General features: G+C 70.3%; 22 protein-coding genes, 1 tRNA gene and 1 riboswitch. Of the genes, 14 read left to right on the forward strand and 9 right to left on the reverse strand.

All coding sequences use genetic code 11. The features are described 5' to 3' along the window. Window positions 1-145 precede the first annotated feature (145 nt). Window positions 146-679 carry a type II toxin-antitoxin system PemK/MazF family toxin gene (locus ACIQPT_RS24610; protein WP_401158507.1) on the reverse strand — a complete coding sequence of 178 codons (534 nt, stop codon included), beginning with the start codon at window positions 677-679 and terminating at the stop codon, window positions 146-148. Between the two features lie 224 nt (window positions 680-903). Between ACIQPT_RS24610 and ACIQPT_RS24615 the strand changes: the two genes are divergently transcribed. After that, window positions 904-1,656 (forward strand): MBL fold metallo-hydrolase, encoded by a 753-nt coding sequence (locus ACIQPT_RS24615; protein WP_401158510.1) that lies wholly within the window; start codon window positions 904-906, stop codon window positions 1,654-1,656. A 43-nt stretch (window positions 1,657-1,699) separates the two neighbouring features. Beyond that, window positions 1,700-2,209 carry a GNAT family N-acetyltransferase gene (locus tag ACIQPT_RS24620; protein WP_401158512.1) on the forward strand — a complete coding sequence of 170 codons (510 nt, stop codon included), beginning with the start codon at window positions 1,700-1,702 and terminating at the stop codon, window positions 2,207-2,209. 112 nt (window positions 2,210-2,321) lie between these two features. On the opposite strand, the gene ACIQPT_RS24625 is transcribed toward ACIQPT_RS24620, so the two are convergent. Together ACIQPT_RS24625 and ACIQPT_RS24630 are read right to left on the reverse strand one after the other, a co-directional pair. Beyond that, window positions 2,322-3,587 carry a PTS transporter subunit EIIC gene (locus ACIQPT_RS24625; RefSeq protein ID WP_401158514.1) on the reverse strand — a complete coding sequence of 422 codons (1,266 nt, stop codon included), beginning with the start codon at window positions 3,585-3,587 and terminating at the stop codon, window positions 2,322-2,324. 289 nt (window positions 3,588-3,876) lie between these two features. After that, complete coding sequence (locus tag ACIQPT_RS24630) at window positions 3,877-5,136, reverse strand: PTS transporter subunit EIIC (protein WP_401158516.1); 1,260 nt, start codon at window positions 5,134-5,136, stop codon at window positions 3,877-3,879. Between the two features lie 163 nt (window positions 5,137-5,299). On the opposite strand from ACIQPT_RS24630, the gene ACIQPT_RS24635 reads away from it, so the two are divergent. The 4 genes from ACIQPT_RS24635 (at window position 5,300) to rdgB (ending at window position 7,648) form a co-directional block, all read left to right on the forward strand. Then, the gene (locus ACIQPT_RS24635) at window positions 5,300-5,590 is read left to right on the forward strand and encodes a glucose PTS transporter subunit EIIB (protein ID WP_078625861.1); all 291 of its coding nucleotides are present in this window, start codon (window positions 5,300-5,302) and stop codon (window positions 5,588-5,590) included. A 161-nt stretch (window positions 5,591-5,751) separates the two neighbouring features. Beyond that, entirely contained in the window at window positions 5,752-6,489 is a 738-nt protein-coding gene (rph, locus tag ACIQPT_RS24640; protein ID WP_401158517.1) for a ribonuclease PH, read from the forward strand. 123 nt (window positions 6,490-6,612) lie between these two features. Then, on the forward strand, window positions 6,613-7,002 hold the full coding sequence (locus tag ACIQPT_RS24645; RefSeq protein WP_401158518.1) for a hypothetical protein: 390 nt from the start codon (window positions 6,613-6,615) through the stop codon (window positions 7,000-7,002). 43 nt (window positions 7,003-7,045) lie between these two features. Beyond that, on the forward strand, window positions 7,046-7,648 hold the full coding sequence (gene rdgB / locus ACIQPT_RS24650; protein ID WP_401158520.1) for an RdgB/HAM1 family non-canonical purine NTP pyrophosphatase: 603 nt from the start codon (window positions 7,046-7,048) through the stop codon (window positions 7,646-7,648). A 60-nt stretch (window positions 7,649-7,708) separates the two neighbouring features. Here rdgB and ACIQPT_RS24655 read toward each other — a convergent pair. From ACIQPT_RS24655 to bcp, 4 genes are all read right to left on the reverse strand, one after another. Then, window positions 7,709-7,795 (reverse strand) — tRNA-Leu (locus ACIQPT_RS24655). Between the two features lie 45 nt (window positions 7,796-7,840). Next, a complete protein-coding gene (locus tag ACIQPT_RS24660; RefSeq protein ID WP_401158522.1) occupies window positions 7,841-8,845 on the reverse strand; it encodes an HNH endonuclease in 1,005 nt (334 codons plus the stop codon). Between the two features lie 113 nt (window positions 8,846-8,958). After that, window positions 8,959-10,455 (reverse strand): glycine betaine/L-proline transporter ProP, encoded by a 1,497-nt coding sequence (gene proP, locus ACIQPT_RS24665; RefSeq protein WP_401158524.1) that lies wholly within the window; start codon window positions 10,453-10,455, stop codon window positions 8,959-8,961. 212 nt (window positions 10,456-10,667) lie between these two features. After that, window positions 10,668-11,135: a thioredoxin-dependent thiol peroxidase gene (gene bcp / locus ACIQPT_RS24670; protein ID WP_401158526.1), complete on the reverse strand. Its 468-nt coding sequence runs from the start codon at window positions 11,133-11,135 to the stop codon at window positions 10,668-10,670. 142 nt (window positions 11,136-11,277) lie between these two features. Here bcp and ACIQPT_RS24675 point away from each other — a divergent pair, with 142 nt between their 5' ends. The 3 genes from ACIQPT_RS24675 to ACIQPT_RS24685 all read left to right on the forward strand — a co-directional run bounded on the left by ACIQPT_RS24675 (window position 11,278) and on the right by ACIQPT_RS24685 (window position 12,487). Further along, window positions 11,278-11,598, forward strand: a complete 321-nt coding sequence (locus tag ACIQPT_RS24675) for a DUF3618 domain-containing protein (RefSeq protein WP_401158528.1) — start codon at window positions 11,278-11,280, stop codon at window positions 11,596-11,598. Window positions 11,599-11,701: 103 nt separating this feature from the next. Then, window positions 11,702-12,004: a co-chaperone GroES gene (locus tag ACIQPT_RS24680; protein WP_042498713.1), complete on the forward strand. Its 303-nt coding sequence runs from the start codon at window positions 11,702-11,704 to the stop codon at window positions 12,002-12,004. Between the two features lie 65 nt (window positions 12,005-12,069). Further along, window positions 12,070-12,128, forward strand: a riboswitch (guanidine-III (ykkC-III) riboswitch). 38 nt (window positions 12,129-12,166) lie between these two features. Next, a complete protein-coding gene (locus tag ACIQPT_RS24685) occupies window positions 12,167-12,487 on the forward strand; it encodes a multidrug efflux SMR transporter (RefSeq protein ID WP_018488630.1) in 321 nt (106 codons plus the stop codon). Between the two features lie 23 nt (window positions 12,488-12,510). On the opposite strand, the gene ACIQPT_RS24690 is transcribed toward ACIQPT_RS24685, so the two are convergent. Then, entirely contained in the window at window positions 12,511-14,883 is a 2,373-nt protein-coding gene (locus ACIQPT_RS24690) for a transglycosylase domain-containing protein (RefSeq protein WP_401158531.1), read from the reverse strand. A 196-nt stretch (window positions 14,884-15,079) separates the two neighbouring features. Between ACIQPT_RS24690 and ACIQPT_RS24695 the strand changes: the two genes are divergently transcribed. From ACIQPT_RS24695 to ACIQPT_RS24710, 4 genes are all read left to right on the forward strand, one after another. Next, window positions 15,080-15,880 carry an ABC transporter permease gene (locus ACIQPT_RS24695; RefSeq protein WP_401158533.1) on the forward strand — a complete coding sequence of 267 codons (801 nt, stop codon included), beginning with the start codon at window positions 15,080-15,082 and terminating at the stop codon, window positions 15,878-15,880. Continuing rightward, on the forward strand, window positions 15,873-16,751 hold the full coding sequence (locus ACIQPT_RS24700; RefSeq protein WP_401158535.1) for an ABC transporter permease: 879 nt from the start codon (window positions 15,873-15,875) through the stop codon (window positions 16,749-16,751). Before ACIQPT_RS24695 ends, ACIQPT_RS24700 begins: the two co-directional genes overlap by 8 nt. Window positions 16,752-16,801: 50 nt before the next feature. Next, window positions 16,802-17,869 (forward strand): ATP-binding cassette domain-containing protein, encoded by a 1,068-nt coding sequence (locus tag ACIQPT_RS24705; protein ID WP_401158537.1) that lies wholly within the window; start codon window positions 16,802-16,804, stop codon window positions 17,867-17,869. A 151-nt stretch (window positions 17,870-18,020) separates the two neighbouring features. Continuing rightward, window positions 18,021-18,731, forward strand: coding sequence for a DUF1707 domain-containing protein (locus tag ACIQPT_RS24710; RefSeq protein WP_401158831.1), 711 nt, complete (start codon window positions 18,021-18,023; stop codon window positions 18,729-18,731). Window positions 18,732-18,834: 103 nt separating this feature from the next. Here ACIQPT_RS24710 and ACIQPT_RS24715 read toward each other — a convergent pair whose 3' ends face one another. Continuing rightward, window positions 18,835-20,082, reverse strand: a complete 1,248-nt coding sequence (locus ACIQPT_RS24715) for an SGNH/GDSL hydrolase family protein (RefSeq protein WP_401158539.1) — start codon at window positions 20,080-20,082, stop codon at window positions 18,835-18,837. Window positions 20,083-20,224: 142 nt separating this feature from the next. Between ACIQPT_RS24715 and ACIQPT_RS24720 the strand changes: the two genes are divergently transcribed. Next, window positions 20,225-21,739 (forward strand): DUF445 family protein, encoded by a 1,515-nt coding sequence (locus ACIQPT_RS24720; protein WP_401158541.1) that lies wholly within the window; start codon window positions 20,225-20,227, stop codon window positions 21,737-21,739. Window positions 21,740-21,864: the final 125 nt, after the last annotated feature.

The following is a 21,864-nucleotide window of genomic DNA, read 5'->3' on the forward strand; positions in this document are numbered from 1 at the left end:
CCCATATAAACGCGTCGTTCCGCCGGTGGGGGTGTGTGCCGGCGGCCTAACTCCCGCGCGGGTGGGGGTTTTCTGTTGAATACCCCCCCCCCGCGGGGGGGGGGGGCGGGGGGCCGGGGGCCGCCCCCCCAAAGGGCCCCGCCCCTCACCCCGCCCCCAGCTTCCGCACGCGCTCCCACAGCTCCGGATCCACCGCCCCCACCCGCCGCCGGAACCCGGCGACCCGCACCTCCCGCAGCTCATCCGTCTCCAGGAAACTCTGCCGCCCCCGCTGATCCCCCACCGTCCCCGCGGGCAGCGCGATCACCCCGGGCCGCTCCTCGTGATGCTTGCTGGTGATCTTGGCGACCAGCGCCGTGCGCCCCCGGCCCCGCCCCCGTACCGAGATCACCAGACACGGCCGGTCCTTCGACCCGGGCCCGTCCTCGTACGGCACATCGGCCCACCACACCTCACCGGCCCGCGGCGTACGCCCGTCCCCGGCCCCCTCCGGACCCGAAGGCCGGGACGAGGGCCGCGACGGGCGGGACGGCCGGGACGGCGGCCGGGCCGACCCCACCGGCTGCCGGGGCCGCCGCGAGCGGGGCCCGCGGTCCGAGCGCCCCCGCCCGTCCACCACCGCGGCGACGAGCGCGAGTAGAACCACGGCGACCAGCGCCACCCACCAGAACGTGTCCATCCGCCGACCGTACCCGTGGGCGCGCTTCCATCGAACCGGTGACAGAGCAGGTGAGTTCCCCCACAACGGAGGGCAGCGGAGGAGCGACGTGGAGTTTCGCGCCTTACGCTCGACAAACCGCAAAACCCGTCCAGCAGGAACCGCAGCAACCGCAGGAACCCCACGAAGCTCCGGCGGAATCGCACGAACCCTCCCCGTTCCCACGTCTCGGAGGTTCACGCTCCATGAAGCTCACCGTCGTCGGCTGCTCCGGCTCGTTCCCGTCCATGGGTTCGGCATGCTCGAGCTACCTCGTAGAGGCCGACGGCTTCCGGCTGCTCCTCGACCTGGGCAACGGCGCCCTCGGCGAGCTGCAGCGCCACGTCGGTCTCTACGACCTCGACGCGATCTTCCTCAGCCATCTGCACGCCGACCACTGCATCGACATGTGCGCGTATTTCGTCGTGCGCTACTACCGGCACGACGGCGCGCGCCCCGTCCCCCTCCCGGTCTACGGCCCCGAGGGCACCGAGCAGCGCCTGACCGCCGCCCACGGCGACACCCCCTCCGACCGGGCGATGAGCGAGGTCTTCGACTTCCACACCCTCAAGTCGGGGTCCTTCGAGATCGGCCCCTTCTCGGTCCGTACGGAGAAGCTCTGCCACCCCGTCGACACCTTCGGCATCCGGGTCGAGCACGGCGGCTCCACCCTCGCCTACTCCGGCGACACGGGGACCTGCGAAGCGCTGGAGGACCTGGCCCGGGACGCGGACCTGTTCCTCTGCGAGGCGTCGTTCGTCGACGGCAAGGAGGACATCCCGGACCTGCACCTCAACGGCCGCGAGGCCGGCGAGGCGGCGGCCCGCGCCGGAGTGCGCCGGCTCGTCCTCACCCACATCCCGCCGTGGACCGACGCCGACCGCAACGCCGCCGACGCCCGTGCGGTCTACCCGGGCCCGGTGGAACTGGCCGCCCCGGGAGCGGTGTACGAGTTCTGAGAGCGGGCCGCCGAGCCGTGGCCCGCTCTGCGAGACTCCCGGGATGATCACGATCAGACCCGCCCGGGAGGGCGATCTCGACGGCTTCCTGGCCCTGGCGTCCCAGGTCGAGCACTGGTTCGGGCCGATGGTCGGGGAGCCGGGCTTCCACCGTGCGGTGCATGCCCACATCCGTGACGGGACGGCGCTGGTCGCCGAGCCCACGGAGCCCGCCGACACGCCCGCCGACGCGTCCGCCCCGGTCGGCGGCCTGCTGTTCGGCGCCGAACCGCCCACGTACCACGTGCACTGGCTCGTCACCGCCGAGCGCTGCCGGGGCGCGGGCGTGGGCCGGCTGCTGATGGCGGAGGCGATGCGCCGGTACGTGAAGGGGCCCGGCACCGTCGAGGTGATCACGTTCGGCCCCGACCACCCCGGGGCCGTGGAGAGCGGGGCCCGCGTCTTCTACGAGCGGCTCGGCTTCCACCCCGGCGAGCCGGCCGAACCGGGCCCGGAGGGCGGCTCCCGCCAGATCTACCGGCTGGACGTGCCCGTACCCGTACGGCAGGGATGACGCGACCGTACGAGGCAGGTACACACGCCGGAGCCCCCGCACTCCCGAAAGACATCTTCGGAAGGCGGGGGCTCCGGCGTACGTACGGGCGTACGTACGGGCGTGGCGGAGGCTACTTCGCCTCGGCCTTCTGCAGCTCGGCGAGCTCCTCGTCCGACTCCCGGCCCGGGGTCGGGAGGTTGAACTTGACGATCGCGAAGCGGAAGACCGCGTAGTAGATCACCGCGAAGCAGAGGCCGACCAGGACCAGCAGCCAGGGCTTCGACGCGATGCCGAGGTTCAGCAGGAAGTCGACCAGACCGGCCGAGAAGCCGAAGCCGTCCTTCATGCCGAGCGCCCAGGTCAGGGCCATCGACACACCGGTCAGCACCGCGTGGATCGCGTACAGCACCGGGGCGATGAACATGAACGTGAACTCGATCGGCTCGGTCACACCGGTGACGAACGAGGTCAGCGCGAGGGAGAACATCATGCCGCCGACGACCTTGCGGCGCTCCGGGCGGGCACAGTGGACGATCGCGAGGCAGGCCGCCGGGAGGGCGAACATCATGATCGGGAAGAAGCCGGTCATGAACTGTCCGGCGTTGGGGTCACCGGCCAGGAAGCGGGCGATGTCACCGTGGGCACCGTCGTACTCGCCCGCCTGGAACCACGGGAAGGAGTTCAGCAGGTGGTGCATGCCGACCGGGATCAGCGCACGGTTGGCGACACCGAAGATGCCCGCGCCGACCGCGCCGGAGCCGACGAGCCACTCACCGAAGTTGTGCAGACCGGCGCCGAGGACCGGCCAGATCAGACCGAAGACGATACCGATGAGCAGACCCGCGAAGGCGGAGAGGATCGGGACCAGACGGCGGCCGCTGAAGAAGCCGGCCCAGTCGGGCAGCTTCGTCCGGTAGAACTTCTGGTAGAGCAGGGCGACGACGATGCCCATCACGACACCGCCGAGGACACCGGCGTTGACGGGGGCGTCGACCATCACGATCTTGTTCTCGACCACGGTGGCGACCTGCGGCAGGTTGCCGTCCGTGAAGGTGGCGAGCACCTTCTGGAAGACCAGGTAACCGGTGACGGCGGCCAGTGCGGTGGAGCCGTCCGACTTCTTCGCGAAGCCGATGGCGATGCCGACGGCGAACAGCAGCGCCATGTTGTCGAGGATGGCGCCACCGCCCGCGGCCATGTAGCCGGCGAGCTTCGTGATGAAGGTCGGGAACGAGTCGCGGCCCAGCATGTCGTCATTGCCGAGGCGGACCAGGAGCGCGGCGGCCGGCAGCACGGCGACCGGCAGCATGAGGCTGCGGCCGATGCGCTGCATGACGGCCATCACGCCGGCGCCCTTCTTCTTCTGGGCCGCGGGTGCGGTCTCAGCCGTGGTCATCAACTTCCTCCATGGGACACGGTGCCGCCCAGGTCATCGATGCGGGGAGGCGGCGACTCGACAGACGCGGCAGACAGCCGTGGTCTGGACCACTCAGTGGTGTAGACCAGTTTTAGCACGGTGAGGGTTAGATAAGGAACCTGCAATTTCCTACTTATTCGCAGTAGCAGATCCGGCACGTTCGGTGACAAGTTCGGTGGCATGGCGAAGGCCCCCGGACCGGATGGTCCGAGGGCCTTGCGTGCGCCTGGTTCTGCCGGGTCTTACCCCGCTGTACTGCTGCTCCCCGCTACTTGGTGAGGTCCCTCTCGATCTCCTTCTCGATCTCCTCCGGTTCGCGCCCCGGTGTCTTGAGGTCGAACTTGGTGATCGCGAAGCGGAAGATCACGTAGTAGACGACCGCGAAGCACGCGCCGATCGGGAGGATCAGCCAGGGTTTCGTATCGAGATGCCAGTTGACGACGTAGTCGATCAACCCGGCCGAGAAGGTGAACCCGGCATGCACCCCCAGCAGCCAGGTGATGCCCATCGAGGCCCCGGTGAGCACCGCGTGCACGCCGTACAGCAGCGGTGCGACGAACATGAACGAGAACTCGATCGGCTCGGTCACCCCGGTGATGAACGAGGTCAGCGCCACCGAGAACATCAGACCGCCCACCTCCTTGCGGCGCTCGGGCCGTGCGGTGTGGGTGATGGCGAGGGCCGCGGCGGGCAGACCGAACATCATGATCGGGAAGAAGCCCGAGGTGAACTGGCCGGCCGACGGGTCCCCGGCGAAGAACCGGGTGATGTCGCCCTGGACGGTCGCGCCGTTGGCTCCCGTGAACTCGCCCGCCTGGAACCAGAAGAAGGTGTTCAGGAACTGGTGCATGCCGACCGGGATCAGCAGCCGGTTCGCGAAGCCGAAGATCGCCGCGCCCCAGGAGCCGAGGTCGATCAGCTGCTTGGAGAACCAGGTCAGCCCGTCACCCACCGGCTGCCACAGCAGCCCGAAGAGCACGCCGAGGATGACGCAGAGGAACGCCATCAGGATCGGGACCAGGCGGCGGCCGTTGAAGAAGCCGAGCCAGTCCACCAGCTTGGTGCGGTGGTAGCGCTGCCAGACGACGGCGGTCAGCAGTCCGATGAGGATGCCGCCCAGCACTCCGGGGTTCTGCGGCTCACCGGCCGGCAGCTCGTCGGTCACGGTGCCGTCCATGGGGAAGGCGGTCAGCACTCCCCGGTAGACGAGGAAGCCGACGACGGCCGCCAGTGCGGTGGAGCCGTCCGCCTTCTTCGCGAAGCCGATGGCCACGCCGATGCAGAACAGCAGCGGCAGGCCCAGCTCGCCGTTGAGGATCGCGGTGCCGCCGTTGAGCAGGACCGCGGAGGTCTTGTCCCAGAACGCGCCGTGCAGATAGGAGGCGAACAGGTTGCCGAGGCTGACGAGCAGACCGGCGGCGGGGAGGACGGCCACCGGGAGCTGAAGGCTCCGCCCGACCTTCTGCAGGCCCTGGACCAGTCCGTTCCACCATTTTTGCTGCGGTGCCGCAGCGGCGCTCGAACTCATGGGCGTCCTCCCGGAACACTTCACGTTTGGCGGTCGTTGCAAACTGGTGTAGACCAGTTGCGTCACGGTCCGGGGTCCGTCCCGAAGGCAGGGCGCCGGTGATCGTCATCTTTCGGGATCGTCCGGTTACCCGCCCGCGAAGTTGGGCCAACCGTGCGTTACCGTGACGAAACGGACCCGCAGCGGGCGGCCGTCTGCGCGCGAAACCAGGGAGAAGGACATGGCCACCAAGGCTGAGAAGATCGTCGCCGGGCTCGGCGGTATCGACAACATCGACGAGATCGAAGGCTGCATCACCCGCCTTCGCACCGAGGTCCACGACCCCAGCAAGGTCGACGAAGCCGCCCTCAAGGCCGCCGGCGCCCACGGCGTCGTCAAGATGGGCACCGCGATCCAGGTCGTCATCGGCACCGACGCGGACCCCATCGCCGCCGACATCGAAGACATGATGTGACCGGCTGACACCTCGCCGGCCCCGCGCCTGAGCAGGCCCCGCACCCGACCCGGTGCGGGGCCCGCGCCGTACCCGGACCATGCCCCGCCCGCCAGGTCCCCCGGACGGCCGCCCACCGCACCCGAACGGAGCCACCCCCGTCAGCGGATAAAGTCGGGCCCATGTCTCGCATCGACGGCCGCACCCCCGAACAGCTCCGCCCCGTCACCATCGAACGCGGCTGGAGCAAGCACGCCGAGGGCTCAGTCCTCATCTCCTTCGGCGACACCAAAGTCTTCTGCACCGCCTCCGTCACCGAAGGCGTCCCGCGCTGGCGGAAGGGCAGCGGTGAAGGCTGGGTCACCGCCGAGTACTCCATGCTGCCCCGCTCCACCAACACCCGTGGCGACCGCGAAGCCGTACGCGGCAAGATCGGTGGACGCACCCACGAGATCAGCCGCCTGATCGGCCGTTCGCTCCGCGCCGTCATCGACTACAAGGCCCTCGGCGAGAACACCATCGTCCTGGACTGCGACGTCCTCCAGGCCGACGGCGGCACCCGTACGGCCGCCATCACCGGCGCCTACGTCGCCCTCGCCGACGCCGTCACCTGGGCCCAGGGCAAGAAGATCGTCAAGGCCGGCCGCAAGCCGCTCACCGACACCGTCGCCGCCATCAGCGTCGGCATCGTCGACGGCACCCCGCTGCTGGACCTCTGCTACGAGGAGGACGTCCGCGCCGAGACCGACATGAACGTCGTCTGCACCGGCGACGGCCGCTTCGTCGAGGTCCAGGGCACCGCCGAGGGCGCGCCCTTCGACCGCAAGGAACTCGGCGCGCTCCTCGACCTCGCCACCGCCGGCTGCGTCGACCTCGCCGCACTCCAGCGTGACGCACTCGCCACCACGCAGAACGCGTAGCGACTCGCCCTCCCCGGGTAAAGAAGCAACCAAATACGCACCACAGAGCGTCGTTACGGATACGGACGCACGGGTCGAACCGTGCGTCCGTCCACGTATCGACCCCCGGGGAGGGACCGCACCATGGCCTCGCGCCGCCACCAACGCCTCGCACTCGCCACCGCCGCCACCCTGCTGACGCTGACCACGGCCGTGGGCTGCGCCGGCCTCGACAAGGCGCTCGACTGCGTCCGCACCGCCGACGCCATCGCGACCAGCGTCGGCAAGCTCCAGCAGGCCGTCTCCAACGCCTCCGAGGACATCACCCAGGCCTCCGAGTCGCTGGACGAGATCGACCGCGAGCTCAAGAAGCTCGACGACACCACGGACGACGCCGAACTCTCCAAGGCCGTCGACGACCTCCAGGCGGGCGTCACCAACGTCCGCAAGTCCATCGAGGCCGGCGACGCCACCCCCGACATCACCCCGGTGACGGACGCGGCGACGGAGATCGGCAAGGTCTGCACGCCGTAGGGGGAGCGCCCCCGGGCCGACGGCGACCGGCGACAATGGCCCCATGAAGCGCCTGATCCTCGCCACCCGCAACGCCGGGAAAATCACCGAACTCCACGCCATCCTCGCCGACGCGGGACTCGACCTCGACCTCGTCGGCGCCGACGCGTACCCCGACATCCCCGACGTCAAGGAAACCGGCGTCACCTTCGCCGAGAACGCGCTCCTCAAGGCCCACGCCCTGGCCCGCGCCACCGGCCTCCCGGCGGTCGCCGACGACTCCGGCCTCTGCGTGGACGTCCTCGGCGGCGCCCCCGGCATCTTCTCCGCCCGCTGGTCCGGCACCCACGGCGACGACCAGGCCAACCTGAACCTGCTCCTGGCCCAACTCGGCGACATCGCCGACGAACACCGCGGCGCCTACTTCGCCTGCGCCGCGGCCCTGGCCCTCCCCGACGGCACGGAACGCGTGGTCGAGGGCCGCCTGAACGGCACCCTGCGCCACACCCCGTCGGGTACGAACGGCTTCGGCTACGACCCGATCCTCCAGCCGGAGGGCGAGACCCGCACCTGCGCGGAGCTGACCCCGGCGGAGAAGAACGCGATCAGCCACCGGGGGAAGGCGTTCCGGGCGTTGGTGCCGGTGGTGCGGGAGCTGGTGGGGTAGCGCTCCGCAAGAACCCCGAGAGGCCTGACCCGAATGACATGCGGGTCAGGCCTCTCGGGCTGGTGCGCGAGGAGGGACTCGAACCCTCACGCCACTAAGGACACTGGTACCTAAAACCAGCCTGTCTGCCGATTCCAGCACTCGCGCGCGTCTGCGGCAGTCTACAAGGGGACGCGCCGTCAGCCCCGTGGCTTATCTGGCGTTCGGCTTCGTGCGATGTGCCTTGCGGCACCACGTTTCGGTCAGCGCGTGACAGTTGGGGCACAGATAGCGCAGGTTTTCCGCCCGGTTGTCCAGCCAGTCACCGTTGATGTGGTCGATCTGGAGCGTGAAGGGCTGTCCCTGCCATTCGCCTGGGTTGCCGCAGGAGACGCAGCGGTACGCAACGCTGACCTCCTGCAGGGCGCGGTGAAGCCGTTCCCGGTGGACGCGAGTGGATCCGGGGGGTCTGACGACGAGTGTGGTCGGCGCGACCGCGCGGGGTGGGGGCACTCGCTCTGCTGTCCAGGAACGGCGGGTGAAATGGCCCGTGTCCAGCTTCAGCTGAACGGTCTTGCGCCGCACGCGGCGATGGTTGGTGTCGTTGACTTCGAGGCCCAGAGACCGCATGACGTCCGCGTAGCTCGTACACCGGGGGACCGCACGCCTCAGGGACTCTTCGGGTATCGCCAGGCGCGCGTTGCGGAAATGCGAGGTGTCGACGCCACGCCTCCGCAGCAGGCTCGCCAACGCGGAGCGGGATCGACCGTCATCGGGCATTCCCAGAACGCGAGCAGTGCCCCGGATGCTCTCGGCCGAAGCTGCTGCCTCCCGTAACTCGTCGGTGGTGAAGGGAAGATCCATCTGGGTGCGGTTGAAGCCGGGGAAGTGGCTGACGTCGATTCCGGCGGCGGCGATGCGGCGGCCGATATGTGAGAGCGTGCCGCTGGCCGGTGGAGCACCGAGCGCGGTGACGACCTCGCGCAGCGAGCCTGAGGTCTTCACCGCTGCCGCGATCGCCGAGTCCGGGTACTTCTTCCAGGGGCTGCGCTGCTTGAAGTGTGAAGTGTCCAGACCGAACTGCGCAGTCCGCTGCTGGAGCGTGCGCCGCCTGCCGCCGTTCTCCGGCAGCCCCAGGCGGCGAAGCAGGTCTGTCCAGTTCGTCGATACGGCCACCGCCTCCGCCAGCCGCTCACGCGTGTACGGGCTGTCCGCCATGTCCCCCTCCGATCCGGCCGCACGTTCGCAGCCTCGTACGGAGTAACGACCCGTTTATCGGATGGTCACGTCCGTAATCCGGAATCTGGAGGGGTGCGCAGGACGCAACGAGGTCAGAACTTCGGGTCCGGCGCCTGCGCGTGCACCAGTTCCGCCGCTTCCTCGTCCGTCTCGACCGACGGTGGGGAGCCGATCAGCGGCTGTTGGGCGGTCTCCGTCATGCAGGCGACCGCGATCACGCCGACCAGGGCCGCCGCCATCGCGTAGTACGCGGGCATCAGGTTGGAGCCGGTCCAGCTGATCAGGGCCGTGATCACCAGCGGGGTCGTGCCGCCGAAGATCGACGCGGAGAGGTTGTAGCCGACCGACAGGGACCCGTAGCGGACGTTCGTCGGGAACAGGGCCGGCAGCGCCGCCGACATCGTGCCGAGCATGCAGACCAGGGAGAGGCCCAGCAGCAGCATGCCGATCGTGATCGGGAGGATGCCGTCCACCCGGATGAGGAGGAACGCGGGGAGCGAGAGGAAGAGGAAGCCCAGCATCCCGGTCATCAGCAGCGGTTTGCGGCCGAAGCGGTCGGAGAGCTTGCCGATCTGGCTGATGATCGTCATCAGGAAGACCATCACCGCCAGCAGGATCAGCAGCCCGTGCGTCTCGCTGTAACCGAGCTCGTCGGAGAGGTACGTCGGCATGTACGACAGCAGCATGTAGTCGGTGATGTTGTACGCGCCGACCAGGCAGATGCAGAGGATCAGCGTCCGCCAGTACTGCCGGAAGATCTTCGCCAGGTCGCCCTTGGCCGTGGACTCGACGCCGTCCGCCGCCTCGCTCGCGTGCGCGATGCCGCCCTCCAGCTTCTGGAAGGCCGGGGTCTCGTCCAGGCGCAGTCGCAGGTAGAGGCCGACCAGACCCAGCGGGCCCGCGACGAGGAACGGGATCCTCCATCCCCACGCTTCCATCTGTGCGTCGGTCAGCAGGGCGTACAGGGTGGTGACGAGGCCTGCGGCGCCGACGTAACCGGCCAGGGTGCCGAACTCCAGGAAGCTGCCGAAGAAGCCGCGCCGCTTGTCGGGGGCGTACTCCGCGATGAACGTCGACGCGCCGCCGTACTCACCACCCGTCGAGAAGCCCTGGAGCATCCGGAAGAAGATCAGCAGGACCGCGGCCCAGACGCCGATCGTTTCGTGCGAGGGGATCAGGCCGATCGCGAACGTGCCGACCGCCATCAGGATCATCGTCAGCGCGAGGACCTTCTTGCGGCCGACCTTGTCGCCCATCGGGCCGAAGAACATGCCGCCGAGCGGCCGTACGAGGAAGGCCACCGCGAAGGTCGCGAAGGAGGAGAGAAGCTGGGTGGTGTCGTTCCCGGACGGGAAGAACACATGCCCGATCGTGACGGCCAGGTAGGAGTAGATCCCGAAGTCGAACCACTCCATGGCGTTACCCAGCGAGGCGGCCTTCACGGCCCGCTTGACCGCGGCGTCGTCCGTGACCGTGATGTCCGTACGGCGCAGCCGGGGATTCCGCCGTTTCCGGATGGCCCGGAAGAGCGTGGGGTGGCGTTTGACCGCTGCGGGGTCGGCCGCCTGGTGGGGGTCGGGGGCCGCCATGGCCGGGTCCTTTCCTCGGAGTGGCTATCCAGAAAAGGCTTCTGCGCAGTCATGGCGGTCGCAAACCGACTTCGTGGGCCGATGCGATCTCCCTCACACGATCTGAACACGATCTCCGGTCGGCCGCCGCTCGGGAATCGCCGGGGTCGCCGGAATCGTGTGAGGGGTGCCCGGGGCCGGAGCCCCGGGCCGGATGGGTGCCGGACGTCCTGTCAGATGCCCAGATCCCTGATGATCTTTGCCACGTGGCCGGTCGCCTTCACGTTGTAGAACGCGTGCTCGACCTTGCCGTCCTCGTCGACGACGACGGTCGAACGGATCACGCCCGTCACCACTTTGCCGTAGAGCTTCTTCTCGCCGAAGGCGCCGTACGCCTCCAAAGTATCCTTGGCCGGGTCGCCCACCAGGGTGACCTTGAGGTTCTCCGTGTCGCGGAACTTCGCGAGCTTCTCCGGCTTGTCGGGGGAGACGCCGATGACGTCGTACCCGGCGCTCGCCAGGAGGTCGAGGTTGTCCGTGAAGTCGCAGGCCTGCTTGGTGCATCCGGGGGTAAGCGCGGCCGGGTAGAAGTACACGATGACCTTGCGGCCCTTGTGGTCCGCGAGCGACACCTCGTTGCCGTCGGCGTCGGGAAGGGTGAAGGCGGGAGCGGTGTCGCCGGGCTTCAGTCGCTCGCTCATGTGGTTCTCCTCGGGTGGTGCACGGGTCGGACGGGACCGAGGGTAATAGGGGTGCCGCCGGGTGTGCGGAGGTTCGAGCTGACAGACTGTCGACGAAGGCCCAGACGAAGGTTTACCGGACGACGACCACGGAGGCGGCGCAGTGTCGGATGCCAGGACCCCTGCGCAGATCGAGGCGGACATCATCAGCAGGCGCAAGCAGCTCGCGGTGGTGCTCGATGAGATCGGGGTGCGGGTACACCCGAAGACGATCATCACCGACGCCAAGGCGAAGGCGGCCCAGTCCGTGGACCGGACGGCCGGCCGTGCCTTCGTCGCGGTGAACCGTTCGGTGTCGGAGGTGAAGGCGCAGTTCGTCGCGGAGGACGGTTCTCCGCGGCTGGAGCGGGTGATTCCCGCGGCGCTGCTGGTGGTCGGTGTGGTGGGGTTGCTCACCGTGTCGAGGCGTCGCCGCCGCGCGTGAGCGGAACCCGGAGGCGTACGGTCCGGGGCGCGCCAGGTAGGTTGCGGGCGTGAGCGAGAACACCCACGGCGACAACACCCACGACGACAAGCTGCCCATCCGGATGCTGCACGACCGGGTGCTGGTGCGGAACGACGCGTCCGAGGGCGAGCGGCGCTCCGGCGGCGGCATCCTGATCCCGGCGACGGCCGCGGTGGGCCGGCGCCTGGCCTGGGCCGTCGTCGTCGCGGTCGGGCAGAACGTACGGACGGTGGAGCCCGGCGACCGGGTGCTGTACGACCCCGAGGACCGTGCCGAGGTCGAGGTGCGGGGCGTGGCGTACGTCCTGATGCGGGAGCGTGATCTGCACGCGGTGGCCGCCGACCGGTTCGAGGGTTCGGTGGATTCGACCGGGCTGTATCTGTAGGACCGCGCAGCAGAGGCTGTTCAGGGCCTGGTGACCGGTGTCACCAGGCCCTTTCCCCGTTTTTTGCTACGGTGGGACCACCCCGACGAGACGCGCCGTACCGGGCTGGCAAAGACGACGCACCCGTTCTGTTCACGTGGTTGTGTCGTCGGAGGTGCCGTCATGGCGTGGGTTCTGTTGATCATCGCCGGTCTGCTCGAAGTGGGCTGGTCGATCGGGATGAAGTACACCGAGGGGTTCACGCGGCTGTGGCCGAGCGTGTTCACCGGCCTCGGGATCGTGGCCAGCATGGTGCTGCTGTCGCATGCGGCGAAGACGCTGCCGATCGGTACGGCGTACGGCGTGTGGGTCGGTATCGGCGCGGCCGGTGCGGCGATCCTGGGCATGGTCGTGCTGAACGAGCCGGTGACCGCGGCCCGGATCTTCTTCGTCTGTCTGCTGCTGGTGGCCGTGGTCGGCCTGAAGGCGACCTCCGGGCACTGAGGCCCCCGAGGGCGGGTCCGCGGTCATACCTGTTGGTCGCCGGGGAAGCCGGGGAAGCCGGGGCCGCGTACGCCTTCGATGAAGCCACCGCTGCCCCCGCCGCCCCCGTCGTCACCTCCGCTGTCCCCGGTGGTGCCGGTGGTGCCGGAGGCGCCATCCGTCCCGCCGGTGTCCGTCCCGCCGGTGTCCGTGCCGGGTGGGTTCGGGGAGCTGTCGGCCGGGCTGCTCGGTGTGGTGCCGGAGGGGGCGGTGGTGGGGCCGGACGAGGAGGACGGGTCCGCGGTCCCGGCGGAGTTCTCGTCGGGGTTCCCGTCGGGGTCCTCGTCGAGCAGGGGTTCGTCCTCCTCGTCGGAGCCCGGAGCCGTCTGCAGGTCGAAGTCCTTGGCCGGGGAGGAGCGCAGCGCCGCTTCCGTATAGGCGGCCCAGGTCTCGGCGGGGGCGCCGCCGCCGTTGACGCGGGGCAGGCCGAGGGCCCCGTACAGCGGGGTCTGGGCGCCGGTGTCCGGGTTCTGGCCCATCACGGCGACGACGGTCGCGAGGTCCGGGGTGTATCCGGCGAACCAGGCGGCCCGGTCCTCCTCCGCGGTGCCGGTCTTGCCCACGGCGGGGCGGCCCACCGCCTGGGCCGCCGTGCCGGTGCCGCCCTCCACGACGCTGCGCAGGACGGCGGTGGTGGTGTCGGCGGCCTCGCGGCTGACGGCCTGGTCGGTCGTGCGCTCGGGCAGCTCGACCTCGGTGCCGTCCTTGGTGATCTTGCCGACGAGGACGTACGGGCCGTGCCGGCCGTGGTCGGCGAGGGTGGCGTAGGCCTCGGCCATGTCGAGGACGCTGGCGTTGGCGGGGCCGAGCGCGATGGAGGGGGAGGCGGTGAGGTCGGGGGTGTCGGTGGGGATGCCGAGGGCGACGGCGGTGTCCCGGACCTTCTGGGGGCCGACGTCCTGGGCCATCTGCGCGTAGACGGAGTTGACGGACTTGTCGGTGGCGGTGCGCACGGTGATGTCGCCGTAGTCGACGTCGTCCTCGTTGGCGGGGGAGTAGTCGGTGGCGCCCTGCGTGCCGACGACCGTGCGTTCGTTGGTGCCGTCGTAGACGGTGTTGGGCGTGATGGGGCGGCCGTCCTGGGTGGTGGAGCCGTTGACGAGGGCGGAGGTGAGGACGAACGGTTTGAAGACGGAGCCGACCTGGTAGTCGCGGCGGGTGGCGTTGCTGACGTACTGCTTGGTGTAGTCGATGCCGCCGTACAGGGCGACGACCTCGCCGGTGTCGGGGACGATCGAGGCCCCGCCGACGCGGACGTTGCGGTCGGCCTCGCGGTCGGCGCTGGTCTTGGCCGTCACGTTGGTGTCGACGGCCTTGACGAAGGCGTCCTGCTTGGCCTTGTCGAGGGTGGTGGTGATGCGGTAGCCGCCGGTGGCGAGGGTCTTCTCGTCGAGGATGCCGCGCCGGTCCAGGTACTCCTCGACGGCCTGCACGATGTAACCGCGCTGGCCGGAGAGGCCGGTCGACGGTCTGGCCTCGCCGGGGGTGGGGAACCGCGTCGTCGCCCGTTCGGCGGCTTCGAGCCAGTCCTCCTTGACCATGCCGTCCAGGACGTAGTTCCAGCGGTGCTGGGCCGCCGGCTTGTTGTCGGGGTGGGCGACGACGTCGTAGGCGCTGGGGGCGTTGAGGAGGGAGGCGAGGTACGCGCCCTCGGCGGTGGTGAGGTCCTCGACGTTCTTGCTGTAGTACGCCTGGGCGGCGGCCTGGATGCCGTACGCGTTGCGCCCGAAGTAGCTGGTGTTGAGGTAGCCCTCGAAGATCTGGTCCTTGGTCTCCTCGCGGTTGAGCTTGACCGCGATGATGAACTCCTTGGCCTTGCGCAGGACGGTCCGTTCCTGGCCGAGGTAGTAGTTCTTCACGTACTGCTGGGTGATCGTCGAGCCGCCCTGCTTGCCCTTGCCGGTCACGGTGTTCCAGCCGGCCCGGACCATCGCCTTCACGTCCACGGCGCGTTCGGAGTAGAAGTCGCGGTCCTCGGCGGCCAGTACCGCGTGCTGGACGGTGACGGGGACCTGGGAGAGCTTGACCTTCTCGCGGTTCACGTCGCCGTCACGGGCGATGACGCTGCCGTCGTTGTAGAGGTAGACGTTGGACTGGGCGGTGGCCGCGGCGTTGGCGGCCGGGATGTCGACGAGCTGGTACGCGGCGAAGAACCCGCCGACGAGGAGGAGGCCCAGGCCCAGCACGGTGCCGAGGGTCATCCGCCAGGTGGGGACGGCGCGCCGCCAGCCGGTGCGCCGGGCGCGCTTCCTCTTCTTCTCCTTGCCGGGGCCGGGCGGCCCTCCCCGGTCGCTGCCGGGTGCGGCCGCCGCGTCCGAGGGGTCGCGGGGGGCCCAGTGCTGTGACTCGTCGCTCATGTCCGTGGGGCTCCTCGGGCGTGGTCAGTTCTCCCATAGTGCCCGTTTCGCCGGGAAACCCTCGGTTCTGCCTGAGTTGTTCCCTCCTCCGGTCGTCCTTTCGCGCGCCTAATACGTTCGCGGCGGCCGTCACGCGTGGACTAAGGTCGGACGCTTTGGTGTCGGGAGCCGGTGGCGGCGGGGGAGAGGGGACGGCGTGCGGCTCTATGCGGTGGTGGCGGGGGGTGCGTTCCGGCGCTATGCCACGTACCGGACGGCCACGGCCGCGGGCGTGTTCACCAACACGGTCTTCGGTTTCATCGTGGCGTACACCTATATCGCCCTGTGGGACGCGCGTCCGCAGCTCGGCGGGTACGACACCTCCGAGGCGCTGACGTACGTCTGGCTCGGCCAGGCCCTGTTGATGGCCTGCGCCATGATGGGCGGCGGCTTCGAGGACGAGCTGGTGGAGCGGATCCGCACGGGTGACGTCGCCGTCGACCTGTACCGCCCGATCGACCTCCAGCTGTGGTGGCTGGCGGGCGACCTGGGCCGGGCGGCGTTCCATCTGCTGGGGCGCGGTGTCGTGCCGATGTTCCTGGGGGCGCTCGCCTTCGATCTGGCGCTCCCCGGCTCGCTGTGGACCTGGCCGGCGTTCTTCGTCTCGGTGTTCCTGGGCGTGGTGGTCAGTTTCGCGCTGCGCTATCTGGTCGCGCTGTCGGCGTTCTGGCTGATGGACGGGGCGGGCGCGATGCGGATCGTGTCGCTGGCCGGGCTCTTCTTCTCCGGGATGCTGCTGCCGCTGAACCTGTTCCCCGGGCTGCTGGGCGAGGTGGCGCGGGCGCTGCCGTGGTCCTCGCTGCTCCAGGTGCCGGCCGATGTGTTCCTCGGCAAGCACACGGGGTGGGGGCTGGTGGAGATGTACGCGTTCCAGGGCGGCTGGGCGGTGGCGCTGCTGCTGGCGGGCCGTCTGCTGCAGACCGTGGCGACCAGGAGGGTGGTGGTGCAGGGTGGCTGAGAAGGTGCTGGTGCGGGCCGACGAGGACCGGGAACCGGCCGGCTTCGCGTTCGAGGAGCGCCCCCGGCTGCTGGAGGGCGTCCGGGCGTACGGCCTGATCATGGCGATGTGGGTGCGCTCGACGATGGCGTACCGGGCCTCGTTCGCCATGACCGTGTTCGGGGACTTCGCGGTGACGGCCTTCGACTTCGTGACGATCCTGCTGATGTTCACGCACGTCGACGCGCTGGGCGGCTACTCGCTGCCGGAGATCGCCCTGCTGTACGGGGTGTCGGCCACCGCGTTCGGGCTCTGCGATCTGTTGCTGGGGTCGATGGACCGGGTGGGCCGCCGGGTACGGGACGGGACGCTCGACACCCTGCTGGTGCGGCCGGTGCCGGTGCTCGCGCAGGTCGCGGCGGACCGGTTCGCGCTGCGCCGGCTGGGGCGGATCACGCAGGGTCTGCTGGTGCTGGGCTACGCGCTCGTGTCGCTGGACATCGCCTGGACGCCGCTGAAGGTGCTGATGCTGCCGATGATGGTGGTGAGCGGTGCGGCGATCTTCGGGGCGGTCTTCGTCGTCGGGGCGGCGTTCCAGTTCGTCGCGCAGGACGCCTCGGAGGTGCAGAACTCCTTCACGTACGGCGGGACGACGCTGCTCCAGTACCCGCCCACGATCTTCGCGAAGGACCTCGTGCGCGGGGTGACGTTCGTGGTGCCGCTGGCCTTCGTCAGCTGGCTGCCCGCGCTGTACGTGCTCGGCCGGGAGTATCCGATCGACCTGCCGCAGTGGGTGGCGTTCCTGCCGCCGCTGGTGGCGGCGGCCTGCTGGGTCCTGGCGGGCCTCGCGTGGCGGGCGGGGCTGCGGGCGTACCGGAGCACGGGCAGTTGAGGAAACGGGAGTTGGACATGGCGGACGGGTCTGCGCGGGAGGGTACGGACATGAGCGACGGCGACGGCTTCGGCGGCTTCGACGGCTTCGGCGGCCTCGGCAGGGGTGGTGACGGCGGGGGCTCCGGCAGGGGCGGTGACGACGGCTTCATCACGCTCGACGGCGTCGAGAAGGTCTTCCAGGTCCGCCGGAAGGCCGGCCTGCTGCGCAGGGAGCGGCACGAGGTCCGGGCCGTGGACGGCATCAGCTTCCAGGTCGCGCGCGGCGAGATGGTCGGCTACATCGGCCCGAACGGGGCCGGCAAGTCGACCACGATCAAGATGCTGACGGGCATCCTCACCCCGAGCGGCGGCCGGCTGCGCGTCGCGGGCATCGATCCGTCCCGCGAACGTACGCGCCTGGCGCACCGCATCGGCGTGGTCTTCGGCCAGCGGACGACCCTCTGGTGGGACCTGCCGCTGCGCGACTCGTACCGGCTGATGCACCGCATGTACCGCATCCCCGACCGGCGTTACCGGGAGAACCTGGACCGCTGCATCGAACTCCTCGACCTGGGCGAGCTGTTGGACGTCCCCGTACGGCAGCTCTCGCTGGGGCAGCGGATGCGCGGCGACGTCGCGGCGGCGCTGCTGCACGATCCGGAGGTGCTGTATCTGGACGAGCCGACGATCGGCCTGGATGTGATCTCCAAGGCCAAGGTGCGGCAGTTCCTGAAGGAGCTGAACGCCGAGCGCGGGACGACGGTCCTGCTGACGACGCACGACCTCACCGACATCGAGCAGCTGTGCGGCCGGGTGATGGTGATCGACCACGGCCGGCTGATGTACGACGGTTCGCTGGCGGGCCTCCACGAGGTGGGGGAGAGCGAGCGCATGCTCGTGGTGGACCTGGAGAGCGAACTCCCCCCGATCGTGCTGGAGCCGCGGGGCGCGGACGGGGCACCGGCCGTGCGGACGGTCAAGGTGGAGGGCCCGCGCCAGTGGCTGGCGTTCCCCGCCGCCGCGTCGGCGGCCCCGCTGGTGGCGCGGATCGCCGCGGAGTACCCGCTGGTCGACCTGTCGGTGCGGGAGCCGGACATCGAGGCCGTGATCGCGAGGATGTACGCGTCCGCGCCGTGACGGACACGCTCCCGGGTGCCTCCCCGGCGCTCTCCCGGGTGTCTCCCGGTGATCCTCCCGGGGCGGCGCGCGCAGGTCGTGGGCCTGCGGGTCTGTGCCGGGAACGGCTGCGTTCAATAGGCTGCGCGGTATGACAAGTGAACGTCCGGAAATGCGCGCCTCCGATGCCGAGCGTGAGCGGATCGCGGAACTGCTCCGCGAAGCCGTGGCCGAGGGCCGACTGGATATGGACGAGTTCGACCAGCGCCTCGAAAAGGCCTACAAGGCCCGTACGCACGGGGAGTTGGAGCCGCTCGTCCAGGACCTTCCGGCACCGGGCTCGGCGGTCGCTCCGGTGGGCTCGTCCGCACCCGCCCCGCTGCGGGGCTCCGCCGCGAACTGGCCCGCGCGGATCGGCGGCAACGCCACCTCGAAGGGGGCGTTCGCCTTCTGGGGCGGGTTCAACCGGAAGGGCCGCTGGACGGTCGGCCGGGCGTTCACCGCGTTCGCGATGTGGGGCGGCGGCGAGATCGATCTGCGCGAGGCGAACTTCGAGGGCCGCGAGACCGTCATCCGCTGCATCACCATCATGGGCGGTATCCATGTGACCGCACCGCCGGAGCTGAACGTCGACGTCAGAGGCATCGGCATCATGGGCGGCTTCGGGGAGGGCTCCAACGAGGAGGGCGAGCCCGCCCCGGACGCCCCGTACGTACGGATCACCGGCTTCGCCCTGATGGGCGGCGTCGGCGTGGACCGCAAGCGGACGAAGGCGGAGCGCCGCCGGCTGAAGGAGGCCGAGGAAGCGGAACGGGAGGCGCACCGCCGGCGCGGGCTGGAGGGCCCGGACGGCGGGCAGGGCGGCGGCCGCAAGGAACTCTGAGGGGCCGGGCGGCCGGGCGGCCGGGCGAGGCGGGGCCGCGCGCCGCGCACGTACGTGTACGTACGTACGGGCGGGCGTCTCCCCGGCGGCTCTTCTCAGCGGCTCACAGCGCGTCGGACCGGGGCGTGCCGGCCCGGTCCAGGGACTTCAGGTCCAGCCGGTCGCCGAGCGCGCGGTACCCGTCGTCGTTGAGGTGCAGATGGTCGCCGGAGTCGTACGGGGCGAGGAGCCGGTTCGGCGCGGCGGGATCGCGGACCGCCGCGTCGAAGTCGACGTACGCGTCGAAGACCGTGCCCGCCCGGATCTGCTCGTTGACCGCGTGGCGTACGGCGTCGCGCTGGGGCGTCCAGGTGGCGTAGCCCTCGAACGGGGTCAGCGTCGCGCCGACGACCGTGAGCCCGCGGGCGTGCGCCCGGTCGGTGAGGGCGCGCAGGCTGTCCACGATGCGCTGCGGGTCGGCCTCCTGGGGGGTCTGCTGTACGTCGTTGATGCCGAGCGCCACGACGACCGTCCGGGCCCCGGCGACCGACAGGACGTCCCGGTCGAGCCGGTCGGTGCCCGACTGGCCCCCGGTGCCGCGGCCGATGCCCACGACCCGGTTGCCCGCGATGCCCGCGTTGGCGACCCCGTACCGGCCGCCCAGCCGGTCGGCGAGGACGTCGGGCCAGCGGGCGTTGGCGTCGGTGGTGGAGCCGCTGCCCGCGGTCAGGGAGTCCCCGAGGGCGACGACCGCGCCGAGCGCCCCCTCGCTGCGGACGTCCACGGCGGTCAGATAGCGCCAGTGGGGGGTGCTCCAGGTGCCGCGCTCGTCGATCAGGTACGAGGTCTGGTGGGTGTACGGGTGGTAGGTCACCGGTCCGCCCCCCTGCGGGGTGCGGAAGCTGACCTGGAGGTCGGAGTCGGGGGCCACGGGCACCACGACCGGGTCGCTGACGACCCGTCCGCCCGCCGCGATCGTGACGGCGGCGCCGCCCTTGAAGGTCACCGGCCGGGTGTTGACGGTGGCCTGGTCGACGACCAGGGGGGCCGCGCCGAAAAGGTTCGACAGTGTGATGCGGGCGACGTCCCCGCCGATGCTGGTGTGCACGACGTTACGGATGGTGCGCCCGGGGAGTCCGTCCTCGGTGCCCGGTTCGGCGCGCACGGGCGCGGCGGTCCAGGTGGCGACCCAGGTGCCGCCCGAGGCGGCGGGGTCGACCGGGTTGCGGGCCGCGGCGTGGGTCTCGGCGGGCGGGAGCGGCGTCGACCGGGGGCCGGAGAGCAGCGTCGTACCGAAGGCGACGGCGGCGGCGAGCACGGCGGTGCCCGCCACGAGGGCGATGAGCAGGGCATACCCCTGGCGCCTGGGCATGTGCGGTGATTCTCCTTGTGATGGTCGTGCTGGTCCCATGATGCGACAGGCCGTCGGGAACTCGACGTGCGGCCCGGGAGTAGGGGAGGTAGGGACAATGCGTACGTCACGGGGGCGAGGCGTACGCGGACGGGTGGAGCGGATGGAACGGACCGGATCCGGCGAGCAGGGGCAGGGCGAGGACGAGGACGGGGACGCGGTGCAGAGGCCGGAGCAATCGCAGGAGCCGGAGCAGGCGCAGGAGCCGTCACGGGATCCGTCGCAGGAGCCGTCGCGGGAACCCTCGAAGCGGGCGGTGGAGCTGGAGGCCGGGCCCGGGAGATCCGAGGGGTCCGGCGGCCCCGGGAGATTCGGGACCCCCGGGGCGCCACCGCGCGTCGCGGGCCCGCTGGCCTCGTTCGCGTACACCGCCGCCGACGAGGAGAAACAGCGCGGCGTACGGCGCATGAAACTCACGGCCACCGGCCTCCTTCTGCTCGTCGCGGTCGTCTACGTCCTGGCCACCTGGGCGGAGAACTCAGGCGTGGGGGGCTGGCCGGGCTACGTTGCGGCGGCTGCCGAGGCGGGGATGGTGGGTGCGTTGGCGGACTGGTTCGCCGTCACGGCGCTCTTCCGGCGACCGTTGGGCCTGCCCATTCCGCACACAGCCATTATCCCCAACAAGAAGGATCAGCTGGGACAGTCCCTCGGTTCCTTCGTTGGCGAGAACTTTCTCTCCGGAGACGTCATTCGTGACCGAATTCACGCCCTGGGGGTCGGCCGGAGGCTCGGAGTGTGGCTCGCGGAGCCGGCCCACGCGGACCGGGTCACCGCCGAGCTGGCGACGGCCCTGCGCGGTGCGCTGACGGTCCTTCGGGACTCCGACGTGCAGGCGGTGGTCGGCGAGGCCATCACCCGGCGCGCCGACGCGGCGGAAGTCGGCCCGAGCCTCGGCAAGATGCTGGAGAAGGTCGTCACGGACGGCGGCCACCGCAAGGTCGTCGACCTCGTCTGCGTACGGGCGCACGACTGGCTGGTGGAGCACGGCGACTCGGTGATGAACGCGGTGCAGGGCGGGGCCCCCGGCTGGACCCCGCGGTTCGTGGACAAGCGGGTGGGCGAGCGGGTCTACAAGGAACTGCTGCGATTCGTCACGGAGATGCGGGACATGCCGGAGCACCCGGCACGCGGCTCCATCGACACGTTCCTGAACGACTTCGCGGCCGACCTCCAGAGCGACGCCGACACCCGGGCCCGCGTGGAGCGGCTGAAGTCGGAGATCCTGGGCCGGAGCGAGGTCCAGGACGTCATCGCCTCGGCCTGGTCCTCCGTCCGCACGATGGTCCTCTCGGCGGCGGAGGACGAGCGCAGCGAACTGCGGCTGCGGGCACGCGCCTCGCTGATGTCGCTGGGAGCGCGGCTGGCGAGCGACGCACGGCTCCAGGGCAAGCTGGACGGCTGGCTGGAGGACGCGGCGGTGTACGTGGTGACGACGTACCGCGCGGAGATCACCTCGCTGATCAGCGAGACGGTCGCGAGCTGGGACGCGGACCAGACCTCGAAGAAGATCGAGGCGCACATCGGCCGCGACCTCCAGTTCATCCGGATCAACGGCACGGTGGTCGGCGCGCTGGCGGGCCTGGCGATCTACACGGTGTCGCACGCGCTGGGCGGCTGAGGAAGGGCTCCGGCACTGCTCCGGGTGCGTACCCGTCCTGTCGTGTACGGGTACGCACCCGGCTCACGCGGGGGAGTTGCCCGGTAGTACGGGCGTGGGGCGACGGGCGTTCAGGACCGCGCCGG

The organism is Streptomyces sp. NPDC091289, assembly GCF_044757365.1.
In the GTDB taxonomy this organism is placed as follows: domain Bacteria; phylum Actinomycetota; class Actinomycetes; order Streptomycetales; family Streptomycetaceae; genus Streptomyces.